16 protein-coding genes are annotated in these 17,800 nt (G+C 57.1%); 5 read left to right on the top strand and 11 right to left on the bottom strand.

The window, feature by feature from the left end; translation table 11 throughout:
- Positions 1 to 995 precede the first annotated feature (995 nt).
- Positions 996 to 1,250: a hypothetical protein gene (locus tag WD429_RS13035; RefSeq protein ID WP_368422613.1), complete on the top strand. Its 255-nt coding sequence runs from the start codon at positions 996 to 998 to the stop codon at positions 1,248 to 1,250.
- A gap of 518 nt (positions 1,251 to 1,768) precedes the next feature.
- On the opposite strand, the gene WD429_RS13030 is transcribed toward WD429_RS13035, so the two are convergent.
- The gene (locus tag WD429_RS13030; protein ID WP_368422612.1) at positions 1,769 to 2,218 is read right to left on the bottom strand and encodes a hypothetical protein; all 450 of its coding nucleotides are present in this window, start codon (positions 2,216 to 2,218) and stop codon (positions 1,769 to 1,771) included.
- A gap of 326 nt (positions 2,219 to 2,544) precedes the next feature.
- On the opposite strand from WD429_RS13030, the gene lipA reads away from it, so the two are divergent.
- The gene (gene lipA, locus WD429_RS13025) at positions 2,545 to 3,585 is read left to right on the top strand and encodes a lipoyl synthase (protein WP_368422611.1); all 1,041 of its coding nucleotides are present in this window, start codon (positions 2,545 to 2,547) and stop codon (positions 3,583 to 3,585) included.
- Between the two features lie 105 nt (positions 3,586 to 3,690).
- Positions 3,691 to 6,189, top strand: a complete 2,499-nt coding sequence (locus WD429_RS13020; RefSeq protein WP_368422610.1) for an RND family transporter — start codon at positions 3,691 to 3,693, stop codon at positions 6,187 to 6,189.
- 109 nt (positions 6,190 to 6,298) lie between these two features.
- Here WD429_RS13020 and WD429_RS13015 read toward each other — a convergent pair whose 3' ends face one another.
- Positions 6,299 to 6,769: a Spy/CpxP family protein refolding chaperone gene (locus tag WD429_RS13015; RefSeq protein ID WP_368422609.1), complete on the bottom strand. Its 471-nt coding sequence runs from the start codon at positions 6,767 to 6,769 to the stop codon at positions 6,299 to 6,301.
- A gap of 241 nt (positions 6,770 to 7,010) precedes the next feature.
- Here WD429_RS13015 and ylqF point away from each other — a divergent pair, with 241 nt between their 5' ends.
- Complete coding sequence (gene ylqF, locus WD429_RS13010; protein ID WP_368422608.1) at positions 7,011 to 7,886, top strand: ribosome biogenesis GTPase YlqF; 876 nt, start codon at positions 7,011 to 7,013, stop codon at positions 7,884 to 7,886.
- Positions 7,887 to 7,904: 18 nt separating this feature from the next.
- Here ylqF and WD429_RS13005 read toward each other — a convergent pair whose 3' ends face one another.
- Complete coding sequence (locus tag WD429_RS13005) at positions 7,905 to 8,750, bottom strand: sugar nucleotide-binding protein (protein WP_368422607.1); 846 nt, start codon at positions 8,748 to 8,750, stop codon at positions 7,905 to 7,907.
- A 143-nt stretch (positions 8,751 to 8,893) separates the two neighbouring features.
- Between WD429_RS13005 and WD429_RS13000 the strand changes: the two genes are divergently transcribed.
- Positions 8,894 to 9,253 carry a hypothetical protein gene (locus tag WD429_RS13000; protein WP_368422606.1) on the top strand — a complete coding sequence of 120 codons (360 nt, stop codon included), beginning with the start codon at positions 8,894 to 8,896 and terminating at the stop codon, positions 9,251 to 9,253.
- A gap of 13 nt (positions 9,254 to 9,266) precedes the next feature.
- Here the strand turns inward: WD429_RS13000 and alr are convergent, their stop codons facing one another.
- The 8 genes from alr to rnr all read right to left on the bottom strand — a co-directional run bounded on the left by alr (position 9,267) and on the right by rnr (position 17,493).
- Positions 9,267 to 10,346, bottom strand: coding sequence for an alanine racemase (alr, locus tag WD429_RS12995; protein ID WP_368422605.1), 1,080 nt, complete (start codon positions 10,344 to 10,346; stop codon positions 9,267 to 9,269).
- On the bottom strand, positions 10,346 to 11,752 hold the full coding sequence (gene dnaB, locus WD429_RS12990; RefSeq protein WP_368422604.1) for a replicative DNA helicase: 1,407 nt from the start codon (positions 11,750 to 11,752) through the stop codon (positions 10,346 to 10,348). Before dnaB ends, alr begins: the two co-directional genes overlap by 1 nt.
- Before the next feature lie 234 nt (positions 11,753 to 11,986).
- Positions 11,987 to 12,433, bottom strand: a complete 447-nt coding sequence (gene rplI / locus WD429_RS12985) for a 50S ribosomal protein L9 (RefSeq protein WP_368422603.1) — start codon at positions 12,431 to 12,433, stop codon at positions 11,987 to 11,989.
- Positions 12,434 to 12,453: 20 nt separating this feature from the next.
- Entirely contained in the window at positions 12,454 to 13,320 is an 867-nt protein-coding gene (locus tag WD429_RS12980) for a hypothetical protein (RefSeq protein WP_368422602.1), read from the bottom strand.
- Between the two features lie 26 nt (positions 13,321 to 13,346).
- Positions 13,347 to 13,577 (bottom strand): 30S ribosomal protein S18, encoded by a 231-nt coding sequence (rpsR, locus tag WD429_RS12975; protein WP_007154918.1) that lies wholly within the window; start codon positions 13,575 to 13,577, stop codon positions 13,347 to 13,349.
- Positions 13,578 to 13,602: 25 nt separating this feature from the next.
- Positions 13,603 to 14,043 carry a 30S ribosomal protein S6 gene (rpsF, locus tag WD429_RS12970; protein WP_368422601.1) on the bottom strand — a complete coding sequence of 147 codons (441 nt, stop codon included), beginning with the start codon at positions 14,041 to 14,043 and terminating at the stop codon, positions 13,603 to 13,605.
- Between the two features lie 165 nt (positions 14,044 to 14,208).
- Positions 14,209 to 14,946, bottom strand: a complete 738-nt coding sequence (gene rlmB, locus WD429_RS12965) for a 23S rRNA (guanosine(2251)-2'-O)-methyltransferase RlmB (protein WP_368422600.1) — start codon at positions 14,944 to 14,946, stop codon at positions 14,209 to 14,211.
- A gap of 3 nt (positions 14,947 to 14,949) precedes the next feature.
- On the bottom strand, positions 14,950 to 17,493 hold the full coding sequence (rnr, locus tag WD429_RS12960) for a ribonuclease R (protein ID WP_368422599.1): 2,544 nt from the start codon (positions 17,491 to 17,493) through the stop codon (positions 14,950 to 14,952).
- Positions 17,494 to 17,800: the final 307 nt, after the last annotated feature.

Below are 17,800 nucleotides of genomic sequence, written 5' to 3'. Positions count from 1 at the left end.
GTTGTCGATCTTGAGATAGTTGTTTGATTCCATGTTGAGCACCTCGTGTTAGCCCGGAGTGGGCGTTTCTGTGTGCTCTCATGAGACCGACACGCGGAAGCCCGTCAAGGATGATTTATCACGCATGCGCTTGTCCTTGACGGGCCGAGCATGTCGGTATAATGGGAGTGCTCAGCAACGCACACGGCGTTTCAGGCGACTCCATATCATCGACGGAAACAAATCCGGGCCGCTAACCGGCCCGCCCTTTCTTCTGTTTGTCTCTTTGTCTTTAACCATTCTTCCGTACTGCTGTTAACTCATCGCTCTAACGCTGCCTACGCGCGTGCGCACGGACCAAACGTAGTTGGGCCGGGCGCGGCGCGCGTTCCTGATAGACGTCCTTGTAGCACGTCTTATAAAAGAACATTGAAAACGTCAAAAAGCGTCAGATAATATCAGTAAACCTATATAGGTATTGTTTTCTGTCGTTTTTCGACCTATCATTAACGTATATAGGATATATATAGGTTCTGCAGCAGCTGAGGGTCGTGGTTTGAAGCTTACAAAATCTCAACGCAGGAAGGCGATTCAATACTTGTATGAAAGCCATATTTGCAAAGGTCGTAAGCATGCTCAGATTTTTTTCAATGGGCTGGGAGATAAAGGGCAAGATTCGGTTTATTTAGATTCGATTGAATACTACAAGGCCGGGACTACTGTGAAGGTTACTGGTAAAAATTTGGGTGAGGCCTTCGATAGAGCTGAGTCTATTACTGGTCATCGTCCTGTGCCCTCTGAGGGGCCATCTGGTCAATCTAAGTCTAAAGAGATATCAGACCGGTCACCACCTAGTCGGAGACACACTACAGCTGTGTCAAAGCCTTTGAAGCGGCCGTTTTTAGTTCATTTGACGCTAGGACAGATAGAACAGTTAAAACTTCTTTCGGAACGTACTGGGGAAAGTCAGGCGTTTCATATTCGAGCAGCTATAGAGCGATATCTTAGGAGGGAACATGATTGATTCATCAGAAGCTATGCGGTTAAACGGCAAAAAGGTCTCATTTACGGTTTTGATGCAGGAAGCACCACCAGAGTTTCAAAAGTATAGCGTTTCCGGGCATGTCGTCGGGCTTGTGCTACCTGCAGGTGCTGAGGGTCCGTTAAAGCTTCAGTTTCTTATCCGTGAGTTTGGGTGGTCTTCGGTGCCTCCTCATGGCTACCATTGTGAGGTTTTTGCTGAAGATGTCATTGAGTATCAAGTATCGTAGTTAGCTGATATGCCCTCGTCATCGTCACCGCTCGCACGCGCTCCACTTCCAGTCCCTGAGACAATGCAAGGGCGCGTTTTTTGCGCCCTTGCGGGTTTACCCTTGCATTGTCTCAGGGACTGGATATCGTTTAGCGTAGAGTGGTGAGAAGGCGGGGCATTCTGCGATGCCCTTTGATTTTGAGCCGTGAGCATTGGTAAATACTTGCTCTAAGTTGGGGGGGAATTGTAATTCTCTCTTTGTCCCTTTGCCCCCTGCTTTGGTGGTTATAGCTTGTTATTGATACTTTTATACTTTGTAGATATCTGTTTTGACTGGTATTGGTAGGGGTGCCTGAGCTTTACTCGGCACTCATAATGCCGGGGTCGGCGGTTCGACTCCGCCCCTTGCTACCAGTATTCGAAAAGCCCGACTTTCACGAGTCGGGCTTTTTTGTTTGTGACATGACAGCGGGGCACTGATTCCGGGAACAGGAGAAGGCCGGATGGCATAGCCGACCGGCCTTCTCCCTGATCAGGTCAGTCCCAGAAATTCCACCAGGCCTGAGCCTTTTCCTGTTTCTGGGCCTGTCCCTTTTCACTACCTTTTGAAGCCGGGTCAGCCTTGCGGTTTTCATTATCCCGGTTGGAAGCCTGCGCCTGTTCCCGGGCTTTCTCTGCTCTTTCTTCAGTCCTTTCCGCGCGCTCGCGGGCACGCTCTGATTCGGCTTCCCCACGCTCGCGATTGCGCTCGGCCTCGTCTTCCCCACGCTCGCGCATGTCGGCCGCTTTTTCCTTGCCCTTATTACGGGCGTCTTTACCTTTCTCCTGAGCTTCACGAGCCTTGCCTTTGCCTCTTTCAGACATTTCCGCAGCTCGCTTGGCATTATCTGCGGCTTCAGACTGAGCCCAAGCCGGCGTCGTCGACAGACTTCCGGCCAGAACAATACCTGTTGCAATCACAGTGGAACGAATCATTTTCGTATTCATGGAGACTCTCTCTTCAGTGAGTGAACACCGGCCTGATTCCCGGCACTTCCTGCGCCGCCATAATCATAATGATCTATACGATACTGGCGGTACTCGTTTCACGCCAGATGCCCTGCTACGGTTCCATTCCGTGTGCCATACTCGAGAGCCTAACCCGATAACAAACAGACAACGGCAAGGACAGTTGACAAAGGTCAACGGTTGCGACGAAAGTCATGCCCGTTATCCCTCCAATAACCCCGTGATTGCCCTTATCCGCCTTGTAACTGCCACGCCGGCGCTTTACCCTTTAAGGCTCCCCAAGTTTTTACGAGAGTCCGGTTGTAATGAGCGACACCACAAAACCGCGCGTCACCAGTGGTTCCAAATTCCGCAATGAGCATGGCTTCTCAGCCATCAAGGATGGCGTGAAACAGTCATCCAGCCGGGAAGCCATCCCAGTGGAGCGGAAACCCAAGTGGCTGCGGGCACGCATGCCCGGCGGGGAACGGTACGAGGCCGTGCGCAAGAACGTCAGCGAACACCGCCTGAGCACGGTCTGCCAGGAGTCCCACTGCCCCAATATTGGCGAGTGCTGGGCGAACGGCACGGCCACCATCATGGTGATGGGTTCGGTGTGCACCCGCGCCTGCAAATTCTGCGCGGTGGATACCGGCAACCCCAAGGGCTGGCTGGACGCGGAAGAACCGGAAAACACCGCCAAGTCCGTAGAACTGATGGGGCTGCGCTATATTGTGCTGACCTCGGTCGACCGTGACGACCTGGACGATGGCGGTGCCGCCCACTACGCCGCCTGCGTATCGGCGATCAAACAGCGCACTCCCGAAGTCGCCGTTGAGGCACTGACCCCGGATTTTGACGCCGTCATGCCCCACGTGGAAAAGGTGGTGGATTCCGGGCTGGATGTGTTTGCCCAGAACGTGGAAACCGTGCGACGACTGACCGGCCGTGTCCGCGACCCCCGCGCCGGCTATGAGAAAACCCTGAGCGTGCTGGCCCACGCCAAGCAACACCGCCCCGGTGTCATCACCAAGACCAGCCTGATGCTGGGCCTTGGCGAAACGGACGAAGAAGTGCAGGAAGCCATGGACGACCTGCGTGCCATTGGCGTGGACATCCTCACTCTTGGCCAGTACCTGCGCCCTACCCCAAACCATCTGCCGGTGGAACGCTACGTCACACCGGAAGAATTCAACCGCTATCGCGACATTGGTCTCGAGAAAGGCTTCATGGAAGTGCCCTCCGGCCCGATGGTGCGTTCCAGCTACCGCGCCGACCGGGTATTCGATAAGAACAACCTCGGCCTCGCGGTTCCGGCGGTACCCGCTTCCAACGCACAACAGATTCCGGTCAAGGCGGTCGACTGAAAAACCGGACCGGCCTCTGCGAAGAGGCCTCAAACAGGGTCACAGTCCACTGACGGTTTGTGGCACACTCTGCACTCGTTTTGTAACCGTGTGGAAACTGTGCCAATGACCCCGATCCGTTCCCTCTACGACCGGCTGATCCTTCGTCATCCGATTGCCGTTCTTCTCGTATTCGGACTCCTTCTGGTAGTCGCCAGTCTTCGCCTGGACCAATTCCGGCTCGACGCCTCGGCGGAATCGCTGGTACTGGAAAATGACCGGTCACTGGAGCAGTACCGCGAGGTCAACCAGCGCTTCACCACCTCCGACGACTTTCTGGTGGTCACCTTCACGCCCAGCAGCGACCTGTTCAGCACCGACACTCTGGACACCCTGCGACAACTCCGGGATGAACTGGAGGCGCTGGACACCGTCAGCTCCACCAACAGCATTCTTAACGTGCCGCTGCTTCACAGCCCCGACCTGACCCTGGATACGGTCGACTCGGAAATCAAAACCATGGACGGCGACGACGTGGCACCGGACACAGCCAGGGAGTCGTTACTCAGCAACCCCATGTATCCCAACCTGCTGATCAGCAAAGACGCAGGCACCACCGCCATTCAGGTCAACCTGCCGACGCCTGAGCGCTATTTCGAGCTGCTCAACGAGCGGGAGCGACTTCGGGACAAGGTGGCCAACAATGATGCCAGTGCCGACGACCAGCAGGCTCTGGAGCGCATCAGCGATGAGTTCATCCGCTTTACCGAGCAACAGGGCGCGGAGCGGGAACAGACCATTGAGCAGGTCCGCACCATCCTTGATAACTACCGCGACAACGCCGAAATCTACCTCGGCGGCGTACCGATGATCGTCGCGGACATGATCCAGTTCATTGAAAATGACCTGTCGACGTTCGGCATTGGCGTGCTGATTTTCCTGTTGCTGACCCTGGCCATCATCTTCCGCCAGTGGCGCTGGGTACTGGCACCGTTGCTGTGCTGCACCTTCACCGTGTGGCTGGTGATCGGTTACCTGTCCTGGGCGCAATGGCCGGTCACGGTGATCTCGTCCAATGTGGTGTCCTTGTTGCTGATCATGACGCTGTCGCTGACCATTCACCTGATCGTCCGTTACCGCGAATTCCAACACGACGATCCCCAGGCTTTCCACAAGGACACGCTGCGCCGCACGCTGCTGGCAATGATCAAACCGTGTTTCTATATGGCCATCACCACCATTGTCGCCTTTGGCTCGCTGACGTTCAGCGGTATCCGCCCGGTGATCGATTTCGGCTGGATGATGACCCTCGGCCTGACCGTGGCGTTTCTGGTGACCTTCCTGATTTTCCCGGCGTTACTGGCCCTGTTACCCCCACCCGTTGACCGCTATGTCAGCTCCGACAGGGTGCCCTTCACCGATGCCTTTGCCCGCTTTACCGAACATCACGGCAAGCTGGTTCTGGTCGGCTCAGCCGCCATCGCGGTGCTGTGCGTGGCGGGCATGAACCGACTCACGGTCGAAAACAGCTTTATTGATTACTTCAAATCCGACACCGAAATACATCAGGGCATGCTCACCATCGATGATCGCCTGGGCGGTACCACGCCGCTGGATGTGGTAATCACCGACGACCCGCCCCCGGAAAATGCAGGCTCGGGTGACCCCTTCGCCAGTGATTGCGATCCGTTCGTGGACGATTGCGGCGAAGAATCCGAATACCGGGATACCTGGTTCACGTACCAGAAAATGGACCGGCTGCGGGGCGTTCACGACTATCTGGACAGTTTGAAGGAAACCGGCAAGGTGCTGTCCATCACCACCACCCTGGACCTGCTGGCACAGGTTAACGGCGGTGAGCCGCTGAACGCTCTCGAGCTGGCGTTTGTACCGTCCGCCGTGCCGGAGGTCCTGCAGGACATTCTGCTGACGCCCTACATTTCCGAGGAGCACGACGAGGCACGCTTCAGCATTCGCATCCTCGAGACCCTCCCGGAGTTACGCCGTCAGGAATTGCTCGACACCATTCACAGCCACCTCACCGACGAGCTCGGCTTCGGGGAGGATCAGGTGCTCTTCACCGGCATGACCGTGATGTACAACAACATGCTGCAAAGCCTGTTCGACTCCCAGATCAAGACACTGGGCATCGTGTTCCTGGCCATAATGATCATGTTCCTGATTCTGTTCCGCTCATTGTTGCTGGCGCTGATCGGCATGGCCCCGAACCTGATCGCCGCCGGCTCCGTGTTGGGCCTGATGGGCTGGCTGGGCATTCCGCTGGACATGATGACCATTACCGTCGCAGCCATCACCGTGGGTATCGCGGTGGACGACACCATCCACTACATTCATCGCTTCAAAACCGAGTTCACCAAAGACGGCGATTACATCGCCACCATGCACCGCTGCCACCGCAGCATCGGCCGCGCGATGTTCTACACCTCACTGACCATCATCACCGGCTTCTCGATTCTGGTGCTGTCGAACTTCATACCGACCATCTACTTCGGCCTGTTCACCGGCTTCGCCATGTTCATGGCCCTGGCCGGTGCCCTGACGTTGTTGCCTCGCCTGATCGTGCTGCTGAAGCCGTTCGGGGCCGGGGCAGGCTCGGGGGCATAGCCATGCTTTTAACTTCCGGTTTTGAGAGGGAGCTCAAAGGTGGCGTTTATGCAGACATAAAAAAACCGCCGATGGCCTGAGGCCACCGGCGGTTTTTGCAACGGACGCTTTACTGACGCTGTTGCTGCTGCATCTGCCGTTGCATTTGCTGCTGCTGTTGCTGCATTTGCTGCATACGCTTGTCGAGCTCGTTACGCTGCTCTTCGGTAAACACGGCGTCTACTTTGGCCTGCATCAAAGTGGACAGCGCAGTCATTTCACCGGTCAGATCACCCAACTGCTCGGCGTCGTCACGAATTTTATCTTCGTCGTAGTCCGGCTTGATCTGGCTCTGAATGGACTGCTGAAGCTGCTGAGCTTCGCCCTGCAGGCTCTGGATTTCGCCCTGCATTTCTTCAATGATGCCGCGGATCTCTTTCTGCTGATCATCGCTCAATCCGACCAGCTCTGCCAGTTGATCAACCTGATCTCCCTGGCCACCGCCAGCGCCGGGCTGTTGTGCACTCATGTCCTGTGCCATGGCCGGGCCAGCCAGACCGATGGTCAGCAGAGCGATACCAAACAGTTTTACAAGCTTCATAATGTTCTCCGTTGTAGGTCGCGGAATACAGCGTCAAATCGCTGAGCGTTATAGGTTTCTCGTTTCAGGACGTACACCCTAAAACAAAACACCTTTGGCTTTCATCCCGATACCCCCTGTTTTTGTACACAAGTGTCACCTGAACCGGCGCAATGCCGCAGCACCAGCGGCTTCAAACAAATGTGAAAATTTGGTCATTCCCGTCCATAATACGCCGCTCAGCCTACTCTGGAGTCACAACATGGCCATTAACTGGTTTCCCGGCCACATGCACAAGGCCCGCAAGGAAATCAAAAAGGTAATGCCGCAGATGGACCTGATTATCGAGGTTCTAGACGCCCGCATTCCTTTTAGCAGCGAAAACCCGCTGGTGCCGAGCCTGCGCGGTGATACCCCGCTGATCAAGGTCCTCAACAAACGTGACCTGGCTGACCCCGCCGTGACCGCTGAATGGCAGACCTGGCTGGAAAAGGAGCGAGGGGTTCGCACCATTACCCTCACCCATAACCAGCGGACTGAGGCGCTGGACATCCTCAGATTGGCCGCCGACATGACGCCCGGGCATGACCGTCAGAAAAGCGCGTTACGGGTGATGATTCTGGGCATTCCGAACGTCGGCAAATCCACCCTGATCAACACCCTGGCCGGTCGACCCGCCGCCAAGACCGGTAATGAGCCGGCAGTGACCCGGGCCCAGCAGGCCATCAAACTGCCTGACAACATCCTGCTTTACGACACACCCGGCTTTTTATGGCCGAAGCTGTCACCCGAAGCCTGTGGATATCGATTGGCAATCACCGGAGCCATACGCGCCGCCGTGCTCGATTTTGAAGACATCGCAATGTTCGAGGCGGATTACTTGCTGCAGGCCTACCCGGACCAGGTACTCAAACGGTACGGGCTGGAAGAAACGCCCCAGGATGGGCTGGCCTTGATGGACGCCATAGCGGCCAGACGCCGGTTTTTCGCCCGGGGCGGCATCCCTGACCTGCACAAAGTGTCCGAAGTCTTGTTGAACGAGTTCCGTGCCGGAACCCTTGGGCGGATCTCCCTGGAAACACCGGCGATGATTGAGCAGGAAAAGAGAGAAGTGGCCGACGCCACAGCAGCGGATTAAGCCGGCCCGCCAGCGGCATTAATCTCTGGCCAACGTGTCCAGTTCCTCTGACAGGCCGGAGCGCCAGGGCAACTGCTTGATGCCGAATGTGTTGCGAATTTTGGTGCAGATCAAGGTCGCATTGGCCGGCTCGTGGGTGGCCCAATCCGGCACATGGTCCACCACGCGAATACCCGCCGGTATCCCCGGCAACCCGGCAATGGCCAGACCCAGCTCATACAGCGTGATCTCTTCCGCGCCCGCGTATTGATAGGTGCCCCAGACCTCCGCACCACAGTCCAATTGCAGAATGATGGCCGTCATCACCCGCGCCAGATCCCTTACCGTCACAGGTTGACCCCGGCAACGCCCCGGCAGGTGGAGAATGTCACTGGAACCGGTACTTTTTTGCATCTTGCGAATAAAACGCCCGAGGCTCCAGCCGGTTCTCAGGATGATGTGCCGCGGCAACAAGGTCCTTAACGCCTGCTCACACTCCCACTGCCAGTTGCCCAGCTCGTTAAAGGGCTGCCCGGGGTTCGAGGAGATGTACGCGCTTTGCTTACGGCCATCGAATACGTAACAGGAAGACAGTTGCAGCAGCGCCACATTGCGATCCCGGGCAAACTCCGCGAGAGCAATAGGCAACGAAAACGCCGCCAGATGCGCGCCTTCCGGATCTTGCTCAGCCACCTCAGGGTCGGTCAGCCAGAGCGCGTTGACAATCAGGTCGGTGTCCGGCGGTATCCAGCTTTCCAGCGCTGACAGGTCCGCCCGGCGCGGGTCACTGACCAGCAGGGGGCTGACCTGCAACGGCGTCTCCCGCAATCGCTCAAGCAAAACCTTGCCCAGCGGGCCATAATCATGAACTACTACAACATGCACAAGCGTCCAACGCCTCCCGCAATTTCACTGATGTGACGGCCACCCCGTTCCACTCAAGCCAATGGCACAGACGGTTCCCGTCTTACAATACACGGAAACTGATTTCACAGAATCCCGATGAGCATACAACAACAGGAACCGACATGCTGAAACAACAAAGCCATATTGTAGCCCCTATATCCGATGAGCTCCGAACCCGGGCGCTCTACACTGTTGGCGAGCTGCGGGAACGTGGCAAGGCCGATAAAGAGGCCATCGACAAGCTCTATAACCTGATCGTCGAGATGACCGATGACGGTCTCGACTTCTTTTTCCTTGAACCACTACGCCGACTGAACGCCAGCAGCATGATGATGGGGATGGCCAAAGTGGGCATCAGCAGCATGCTCAAGGGCAGTAAAATGGTGGTTCACAAGGTCCTGAAAAAACTGGACGACCGCAGCCTGGGTGCCATCCTCGACTTCATCGAGGAAATCATCCATGAGCCTGAAACCGCTGCCTGAGGGGCTTGCCGCTTTACCGATACAGCCTGGGAACCCGGGCTGTTACCCCCGTCAACAGCTCGTATCCTATCGTACCCGCATGGCTGGCAACCTCATCAACACTGACCTGGCCACCCCATAACTCGACCGCATCGCCTTCCTGCGCATCCGGTGCTGCTGAAAGGTCGACTGCGAGCATGTCCATGGACACCCGGCCGATCAGCCGGATACGCTTGCCTCCCACGGCAGCTGGGGTATCGGTTCCCGCGTGGCGCGGATAACCATCACCGTAGCCTACGGCAACAATACCCATCCGTGTATCCCGATCAGCCACCCAGGTGCCGCCATAGCCCACGCAGTCACCTGTTTTCAGCCAGCGCGTGGCGATCAGCGGTGCCTCCAGTGTCATCGCGGCCTGCAGCCCAAGCTCGGGTCCGGTTTGCGCCAACACCGGTGATGCCCCATAGAGCATGATGCCCGGACGGCTCCAGTCGAACAGTGCCTGACCGGGCAAAAAATGCGCCGCCGAATTACCAACACTCCTTTGCAGGTCGGGCCAGGGGGCCACGGCGGCCTCAAACCGACGGGTTTGTTCCTCCGTTTCCGGACTGGAGGCATCGTCGGCACAGGCAAAATGGGTCATAAAACCCTGCAATGTCGATGCAAACACGGGCACCGCCATCAGCGCATCCACCCGGGTAGCAAGGCTTTCGGGCGCAAAGCCGATGCGGTTCATGCCGGTATTCACTTTCAGCCAGTACGAAGGCTTTTCAGAGGCTTCCTGCAGCCAGGTCAGTTGATAGTCGCTGTGGAGCACCGGCTGGAACCCCTCACGAGCGCATACCTCAACATCGTCACGCTGGTGGGTGCCTTGCAGCAACACCACAGGCTGCGTCAGCCCTTCATTGCGCACCGCCAGGGCTTCTTCCAGGCTCGCCACCGCATAACATGGCGCATCCTCTGCAAGCGCTCTGGCGACCCTGGCAATGCCGTGGCCGTAACCGTCTGCCTTGATGACAGCCATGGCCCGGGCAGCGCCCGCACGCCTGCATGCCAATCGATAATTGTGGCGAATGGCATCGGTATCAATCCGCGCGACGGTGCTTCGTGGCATCAGTAATCGCCGCCGTAATCGCCGTAGGCACCGTGCGCCAAGTCCTCGAACTTGGTGTATTTGCCGATAAACGCCAGCCGCACCGTCCCGATCGGACCGTTCCGCTGCTTACCAATAATGATCTCGGCAATGCCCTTATCCGAGGTGTCCTCGTTGTATACCTCATCACGGTAGACAAACATAATCACGTCCGCGTCTTGCTCGATTGCGCCGGATTCCCGCAAGTCGGAGTTTACCGGGCGCTTATTGGGGCGCTGCTCGAGGCTCCGGTTCAACTGCGACAACGCCATCACCGGGCAGCTCAACTCTTTCGCAAGACCCTTCAATGAACGGGAGATCTCCGATATTTCCGCCGTGCGGCCTTCGGTGTTGCCTGGCACCCGCATCAGCTGCAGATAATCCACCATGATCAAACCCAACTGGCCATCGTTTTCCCGAGCGATACGGCGGGCGCGGGAGCGCATTTCCGTCGGGCTCAGGCCGGGGGTATCGTCAATGTAAAGTGGCTTGTCCTTGAGCAGGCTGACAGCGGACGTCAGCCGTGGCCAGTCGTCTTCTTCGAGCTTGCCACTGCGGATTCTCGACTGATCAATCCTACCAAGTGACGACAGCATTCGCATCGCCAGCGCATCGGCCGGCATTTCCATACTGAACACCAGAATCGGTGTGCTGGTGCTGATCAGCGCATTTTCAACCACGTTCATGGCGAACGTGGTTTTACCCATCGAAGGCCGCCCTGCGACGATAATCAGATCGGCGGGCTGCATGCCCGAGGTCCATTCATCAAGATCATTGAACCCGGTCGTAAGGCCGGTGGTCATCTCTCCAGACTCAAAGAGTTCCTCAATTTTCGTGAGCGCTTTTGTCAGAATCGGATTGATTATTTTAGGTCCGGAGCCCTCTTTACTTCGGGACTCGGCAATCTTGAACACATTTCGCTCAGCCTCATCCAGCACCTCTGCGCTGGTCCTGCCTTGGGGGTTAAACGCGGAATCTGATATCTGCCCGGACACGTCTACAAGGCTTCGCAAGATCGAACGCTCTTTGACAATGTCCGCATAGGCACGAATATTCGCCGCCCCAGGCGTTTTCTCGGCCAGCTCGGCCAGGTACGACAATCCACCCGCGTCTTCAATGTCACCTGCCCGGTCCAGAAATTCTGCCAGGGTGACCACATCCAGGGGCTCACTCTCACCGGCCAGGCTTTCTGCGGCACCAAAGATGAGACGGTGATCCTGACGATAAAAATCAGCGGCGGAAATGACCTCGCTGATTTCATCAAACCGACGGTTATCCAGCATCAGGCCACCCAGAACGGCCTGCTCGGCCTCGACTGAATGCGGTGGTACTTTGATGCGGCTGGTTTCCAGGTCGGTTTTCGCGGGTTTGAAATTGGAATTGGCCATGAATACGTCTTCAGTTAGGGATCGCGTCTGCGACAGTGTAGGCCCTTTGCTTTACGGATGGGAGCCACTGCCAAAACCAGAAGCATATCAGAAAGCAACAGGCCCGGAACCCGCATCTGCGGGGCCGGGCCTGTAAAACCACAGCGCCGGGTTACACCGGCGCTGTGGCGCACACCACTGGCATTGAACATGCGACCCAGAATTTACCTGGCTCGCGTGCCCTGCTGTCTCCGATTACGCGGCGACAACAACCAGCTTGATCTCAGCGACCACGTCGGAGTGCAGCTGCAGCTCGATGTCGTACTCGCCAGTCACGCGCAGCGGACCTTCGGGCAGACGAACTTCACTCTTCTCGACGTCGGTGCCACCAGCAGTCACGGCATCCGCGATATCGCGCGCACCGATTGAGCCGAACAGCTTGCCTTCGTCACCAGCCTTGGAGCCGATGGTAAAGGACGCACCTTCGAGGGCTTCAGCGCGGCTCTTGGCGGCGCTCAGCTTCTCGTTGGCTGCCTTTTCCAACTCGGCACGGCGCTCTTCGAAGGCCTTCAGGTTGTCAGCGGTTGCTGCAACAGCCTTGCCGTATGGCAGCAGAAAATTACGACCGTAACCGGCCTTTACCTTTACCTTGTCACCAAGTGAACCAAGGTTTGCTACTTTTTCGAGCAGAATAACTTCCATCTCGTTAACCTCTTCGTGCTTTATTCAGCCGGTCCGGCGGGTTTGATTCGCCCCCGGATTTTCAGCCAGCTATCCACAAACGCCAGAACCACTAACAGAATCATCAGGCTTGGGCCCAGAAGCACCAGTGCTATATAAAACAGCAACAGCCACTGCCCATTCAGATTTTTACGACCAGCCAGACCATGAACAAGCGCCAGGCCTGCCACAAACAGCGGCATGCCTGCGGCCCATACCAACAGCATGGAGTTCAGCCCCAGAAGAGGCCCTACCACCATGGTCACGGCACACAGTACAGCCACCACCGGTGACAGTTGGAAAGCGTGAAACTCTTTCCGAAATCCGCCAGGATTATACAGCCCTGCCTGCCAGAACCTTGCCATCATCACCATTGCCACCCCTGTTACCAGGTAAGTGCCGGCCATGCTGGCGTTCATGGTTTCCCGAATCACTGTTTCCAGTTCATCGCCCAGACTACGGGCCACTTCGGCATTGTACTGTTCGTAAAAACTGACCCCGGTGCGGACCAGATCGTCCAGCAACCCCGGGTAGATCACAGGCAACATCAGCCCTGTCACAATCGCCAGGAAACTCCCACCGAGGAGGGCTTTTTCCCATGACAGGGACAGCCTGAGAATGGAAGCCATGAGCATCACTTCAAGCAACACCGCCAGCGCCGTCGGGTCCTGCCCGAACCAGCTCCAACCCAGTGCCGGAAGTAATGCCCAGAGACCGATGCTCAGCCCCTTGCCGATACCCAGCCTGAGAATCACCAGGCCGATCACCGCAGCTCCAATCCAGAACAGCAGGGGTATGGCCGTTGTAACTGCCGCAACCCCGCCTGCCTGCAGGGGACCGCGCATTACAAACTGTGCCAGTGCACGCATGGTCCCAAGTCCTGTTTATCTGTTAATTAATTATCGTGGCTGTCCGAGTACGGCAGCAGTGCCAGGTAGCGGGCGCGCTTGATCGCGGTAGCCAGCTGACGCTGATAACGTGCTTTGGTGCCGGTGATACGGCTGGGCACGATTTTGCCAGTTTCTGTGATGTAACCTTTCAGGGTGTCCAGATCCTTGTAATCGATCTCTTTAACACCTTCTGCCGTGAAGCGGCAGAACTTACGACGTCTGAAAAAACGAGCCATAACGTAACTCCTCAACTCCGGTTAATTACTCTTCTTCGTCCTGGGTTTCAGCTTTCTGACTTTCTTCCTGGGGCGTTTCCTGACGCTCCTCAGAAGATTCAGCTGAACGACGCGGACGATCATCACCGCCACGACGGTCTTCACGGGACTCAGAAGCTTTCATCGGTGACAGGTCGATATCAGCACCATCGCGGCGCAGAATCATGTCGCGGATGATGGCATCGTTGAAACGGAAGTTGTGAGTCAGCTCGTCCATCGCTGCCTGTGAACATTCAACGTTCATCAGGACATAGTGAGCCTTATGAATCTTGTTGATCGGGTATGCCATGTGACGACGGCCCCAATCTTCCAGGCGATGTACCTTGCCGCCATCTTCAGTGATGACGCCGGTATAACGCTCGATCATCGCGGGCACTTGCTCGCTCTGATCAGGGTGTACCATAAATACGATTTCGTAGTGACGCATGAGTTCTCCCTACGGTTTATACAGCTTCCTTTTAACGACTGGTCAACATACCCAAGGCCGTCAAATGTGAAAGCAAGGAGGTGGCAGTCAAACTGCCGGTTTATTCGGGCAATACAACACCGCCCCTAAAGAAAGGGGTGCGGTATTCTAGGCGTGTGAGGGGATCTATGCAAGCCTCTGGCGCAAAGCCTCGTACAGGCAGACGCCTGTGGCAACCGACACATTCAGGCTGTCAACGTGGCCCAGCATGGGAATGTTAATCAGCGTGTCGCAGTGTTCGCGAGTCAATCGCCGCATGCCCTTGCCCTCGGCACCCATAATCAGCGCCACCGGGCCGGTGAAATTTGCCTGATACAGGGTGCAATCCGCCTCGCCGGCGGTTCCGATCATCCACACACCCTCCTCTTTCAGGGTACGCAGACAGCGCGCCAGGTTGGTTACCCGCACAAAGGGCACGGTTTCAGCCGCGCCGCAGGCCACCTTGCGGGCTACCGGTGTCAAGGTCGCGGATTTGTCCTTGGGCACAATCACCGCCTGGACACCTACCGCATCGGCGGTGCGCATGCAGGCACCCAGGTTGTGAGGATCGGTCACGCCGTCCAGCACCAGCAGAAAGGGCGGCTTGTCAGCGCTGGCGAGCATCGCCATCAAGTCATCCTCGCCCCACTCGCGACTCTCCGAGACCGCCGCGACAACGCCCTGATGGACGCCCGCGACCTTCCCATCCAGTTCCTTGCGGTGCACCACGCTCCAGCGCACCCCAAGACTGTCCAGCCCATCGGTGATCGATTTTACCCGGCGATCCTGGCGCCCGGTCTGAATCCAGACCTGCTGCAACCGCTCCGGCTCGCGCTTGAGCACCGCCTCTACCGCGTGCCATCCAAATATGAACTCTTCGGACACTGGTTATTTCCCTGACTTGCCGGGTTTCCGTTTTTTGTCCTTGCCCAACGCCAGCTTGGCGGCCTGTGCAACCAACTCATCCCGGGCAGACATCGGCTCATTTTTTCCGGCCTTCGGCTTCCCGGCAGGCGGACTTTTCGGTTTATCCCCCGCGGCCTTGGCCGGACGCTTCTTCGCCGCCGGCTTTTCGCGGGTATCAGAGCGGGTATTTGGCTTGCCCTCCCGGCCTGCACCCTTGCCACGGCCTTTTGCCTTGCCCCGGGGCTCCTTGCGGGTGATATTGAGCGCATCCCGATCAGCCTGCCGGTGCTGCGGCTCACTGGTCAACTCAAGGTCAATCTTGCGATCTTCCATGCCAACACGCACCAGCTTGACGCGCACGTCATCACCGAGGCGGAAGCTCTGCGCGGTGTGTTCACCGATCAGTCGGTGCTTGGCCGCGTCGTGGTGGAAAAAATCGCCACTGAGGGTCGACACATGAACCAACCCTTCAATGTAAACACCAGACAGCTCCACGAAGAAACCGAACGGCACAACAGCGGCAATCACCCCGTCAAACTCTTCCCCAACGTTCTCACTGAGGTATTCGCACTTGAGCCAGGCCGTCACATCACGGGTGGCATCATCAGCGCGCCGCTCGGCCATGGAGGTGTGCTGCCCCAACCGCTCCATGCTCGCCAGGTCATAGGGATATTCCGCCAGCTCATGGTCTCGCTTCGCCGGCTTGACCACGTCTTTGGCGGCCTCTTCACTGTGAATCACTGATTTGATGGCACGGTGTGCAACCAAATCCGGGTACCGTCGGATCGGCGAGGTAAAGTGCGCATAGCCCGCAAACCCCAGGCCAAAGTGCCCCCCCTCTTCAGGCGTGTAGACCGCCTGACTGAGCGACCTCAGCATAACCGTCTGAATGACATTGAAATCGGAGCGATCCGAAACCTGGGACAGCAACGCCCGATAATCCGCAGACGTCGGGCTGTCTCCGCCACCTAGCTGAAGGCCCAGCTCACCCAGGAACAACCTTACCGCGTTCAGACGCTCTTCCGAGGGACCATCGTGAACCCGATACAGGGCCGGCCGTTTGTGTTTCTTGAGGAACCGCGCGGTGGCAACGTTCGCGCACAGCATGCATTCCTCGATGATCTTGTGGGCATCATTGCGCTGCACCGGCACGATTTCTTCGATCTTGCGATCGGCGTCAAACACCACCTTGGTTTCCGTGGTCTCAAAATCAATGGCACCACGCTCGGAGCGGGCTTTGCGCAGCAGCTGATACAGGCCATAGATATTGTGCAGTTGCGGCAACACATGCGCGTACTGCTCACACAGTTTATAACCCTGTTCCGTGTCCGGATGCTCCAGCATCGAGCTGACTTTGTTGTATGTCAGCCGCGCGTGGCTGTACATCACCGCCTGATAAAAACTGTAACCACTGATGTTGCCCGCCGCGCTGATGGTCATATCCGCCACCATGCACAACCGGTCCACCCCGGGGTTCAGAGAACACAGGCCATTCGACAGTTTTTCCGGCAGCATCGGCACTACATGATCCGGGAAATACACCGAGGTGCTGCGGTTAACGGCCTCATCGTCCAGAGGCGTACCTGGCCGCACGTAATGGGACACATCGGCAATCGCCACCAACAGACGGTAACCGCCGCGTGGGCGAGGTTCACAATAGACCGCGTCGTCAAAGTCCCGGGCGGACTCATCATCAATGGTCACCAGCCGCAGGTTGCGGATATCCACCCGGTTGGCTTTATCCTTTTCAGTCACCTCTTCAGCGATCTGTGCGGTTTGCTCACCCACCGCGGGCGGCCAGCTGTGCGGAATGTCGTAGGAGCGGATGGCCACATCGATTTCCATACCCGGGGCCATGTGCTCGCCCAACACCTCGACAATCTTACCCAGAGGCTGGGTGCGCACCGTCGGCTGGCGAATGATATCCACCACGACATACTGGCCGGGCCGCGCGTCGCCGCAGTTCTCCTGGGGCACCAACACCTCATGATTGATGCGGGCGTTCTCGGGCACTACAAAACCGATGCCGCTTTCCTGGAAAAACCGGCCAACCGTCTGAGCGGTACGGTGCTCAAGCACCTCCACAATCACCCCTTCGCGACGCCCCTTGTCGTCGACACGATCCACTCGTGCGGCAACCCGGTCACCGTGAAATACCTGGCGCATCTGGCGAGCGGTCAGGAACAGATCGCTGCCGCCATCATCCGGAATCAAAAACCCGAAGCCGTCTTTGTGGCCGACGACGCGCCCGGTGACCAGATCCGCCTCTTCGATGGGCAGGTAAGCACCCCGACGGTTGCAGATCATCTGGCCATCGCGGCACATGGCGATCAGCCGGCGACGCAATGCCTCTATTCCTTCCGGGGACTCCTGCCCAAGCTCGCTGCACAGCGTCTCGTGGGTTGCAGGCGCACCACGCTGGGTGAGGTGTTCAAGGATGAACTCCCGGCTCTGGATGGGGTTGTCGTATTTTTCCGCCTCACGACCGGCGTGCGGATCATTGTCCGTCTTTTTGCTTGAAACCATTCGAATACTTGTCCTGTCCGCACCTGACACGCTGCGGTTCATTTGTATGTGCTCAGGAGTATAACGCCGGATCGTCCATGCTGCCTAACCGGCGGCGAAATAAAGCAATTAAATTGCGGAAAATTTTCCAGAAAAAAATAATTGACAGGTTTTTATCGAATCATTAAAGTACGCGCCATCGGTTGAGGGACAGCCCCTCAGCGATGGCAGAAACGCCCCATTCTTATCGAAAGGCGCAACTGCAAATCACCTGCCGAGGTGGTGAAATTGGTAGACACGCTAGCTTCAGGTGCTAGTGGGGGCAACC

The organism is Marinobacter sp. (genome assembly GCF_040904845.1).
Taxonomy (GTDB): Bacteria; Pseudomonadota; Gammaproteobacteria; order Pseudomonadales; family Oleiphilaceae; genus Marinobacter.
Note: the sequence above shows the minus strand (reverse complement) of the source record. Positions and strands in the feature narration are given on the sequence as shown.